Raw genomic sequence first — 2,352 nt, 5'->3', positions numbered from 1 at the left:
TATAAAATTTGGATTATACCCACACCATTATCTTTGTAACTAATCAAAAGCTCATTTGTTTTCTCATCTAATCTTGCTTTTATTGTAATGTGTCCAGATTGATTAGGTAAGACTGCATGTGTGAGTGAATTCGTTATTAAATTAATCAGAATTTGACTTAGCGCGCCAGGGTTACTTGAGATATTAAGATCATCAGGAATATCGATACAAAACTTATGTGGCATCGTTTTTAGTTTGGGCTTAAGTGAGAGTAAGATCTCATAAACGTAATGACATAAGTTGAAATAGCGCAGGTCTTGGCTATCTTGATCGATTGATAATCTTTTAAACGTTTTAATTAATTCATCAGCCCGGACGACATTTCGATGAATGATATAAGAAGCTTCTTTTGACTCTTTTATAAAAGCCATTAGTTCTGAACGTTTAAGCTGATTTAACTCGAGTTTGTCTAAGCAGTCTTGATGCAAGTCATCTAGGAAACTGGATGCGGTAATTGAAACACCTATAGGTGTATTAATTTCATGGGTGAGACTAGACATCATAGTGCCTAAAGATGCTAAATTCTCTAACTCTAGAAGTTGAGTCTGTACTTCAGCTCTTTGTTCTAACGCTTTTTTAATTGCTAAGTTTAGTTCGTCTACTTCTGTATTTTGTTTTGTTATTTGTTTCTGTTGGGATATTTTGCTTTTTAATTCTAACGTTTTTTGTTTGGTGTGGACTATTAGAGCAGAAATGCTCCTCGCTGCGCGGTTTAGTAATTCTAATTCGCCGTCACTTGTATGCCTAACCGTATTAAACAGACATAAATAGGCACCCACTAAACTCCCATCATTGGCCACTAAGGGCATAGACCAAACTGCCACAACGCCTAACTCTTTGCCTTCTGTATGTATATTTTTACATTCACGTGATGAATATATATTTGGATAAATAAATTCAGTTTTGTTCTGTAAACTTGCATTCAGTTCGGTTGGCTTGCTATTCAATATAGACTGCACAAAATTACCCATAAACTTCGTATGAGTACGTTGTGATTTGTTAATTATGTTGAAATGATTTTCTGCAGATTTAAAGGATAAAATCTGACAATGGCAACTACCCAAAATATTTTCAAGGCAATCTGAAATAATACGTAAACTTTCACTCAAGGGCCCTGAGGTAAGCAAGTTTTCCATTGCTTGGGATCGCGCATCATCTAAAAGACGTTGCGAGGCTAGAGCTGTATTTCTTTGATTTTCTTCACTTGAAACTAATTGTAGTGATTGCATAGTATTTATTATTATTTTTAGTCAAATTAAACTTATATACAGGTAGTATTTTCAGTGTTTACTAATTAAAAACTAGTTACATCTACACCAAATTAAGGCTCTAATTTATCATAGATGCTGAATGAATGTAAAATATGTGTAAAAAGAGCGCTGTATGCTGTGTAATGACTTGCTTTTTAAAGATCGCCGTGAATGGCCTGTAATGCTGTTATTGCAGCAATCGCAGCTGTTTCGGTTCGTAATACTCTAGGCCCAAGCTGTACAGTATGAAAACCAGTTTGCTCAGTTTGGTATATCTCCTGATCAGTAAAACCACCTTCTGGCCCAATCAATAGCCTAGCGCCTGATGGAGGGACTGAAATGTGTCTAAACGCTTGCTCTGCTCTAGGATGCAATGTTAAACGTATTTGATTGGTGGAGAGGTTTATCCATTCGTTGAAAGGTATGGGGAAATGCAATTTGGGTAACACATTTCGACCACACTGCTCACATGCAGAAATCGCTACCTTTTGCCATTGTTCATGCTTTTTTTGCCACCTTTGCTGGTTTAGCTTAATACCACATCGTTCAGTTATTAAAGGCGTTATTTCACTGACCCCAAGTTCCACAGACTTTTGAATGACCCAGTCCATCCTATCGCCTCTTGAGATACCTTGGCCTAAGTGAATGTTTAGAGGTGACTCAATACTAACCGATAGTTGTGCATCTACTATCGCTTCAACTTTGCGTTTAGACACTAGGGATAAATGAGCGCTGTATTCATTGCCGTCACCATTAAATAATACAATGGCTTGTTCTTCTTTTACCCGCAACACATTGGCTAAATGGTTTGTCGCTTCTGGGGTTAAGGTGATTTGGCTATCAACACTTAATGTATGGGGATGAAAGATTCTACTAATGCGCATCAATATCACTCAAAATTTTTTAAGGATAATATCAGCTGTACAATCTAAATAATATATCGAAGAATAAGTAAAACGGCTGTTCCGCAGCCGTTTTACTTACTGATTCTTAATTTGCTTCACTTACGTTAGTTAAACTAATTTGTGAAGTTACAGCTCTATTTTCGATTAAAGCTTTAGTT

Annotated in this window: 2 protein-coding genes; both read right to left on the bottom strand. The window is 36.4% G+C overall.

Going from position 1 to position 2,352, the window contains the following annotated elements; all coding sequences use genetic code 11:
* The coding region (locus ACSHXM_RS21640; RefSeq protein WP_435692477.1) for a GAF domain-containing sensor histidine kinase at positions 1–1,268 on the bottom strand (1,268 nt) is incomplete at its 3' end.
* A 176-nt stretch (positions 1,269–1,444) separates the two neighbouring features.
* A complete protein-coding gene (locus ACSHXM_RS21635; protein WP_435692475.1) occupies positions 1,445–2,173 on the bottom strand; it encodes a 16S rRNA (uracil(1498)-N(3))-methyltransferase in 729 nt (242 codons plus the stop codon).
* Between the last annotated feature and the right edge of the window lie 179 nt (positions 2,174–2,352).

This window comes from Paraglaciecola sp. (assembly GCF_051252315.1).
Lineage (GTDB): Bacteria > Pseudomonadota > Gammaproteobacteria > Enterobacterales > Alteromonadaceae > Paraglaciecola.
The sequence above is the reverse complement of the archived record's forward strand: the minus strand, read 5'-3'. Positions and strand labels throughout refer to the sequence as shown.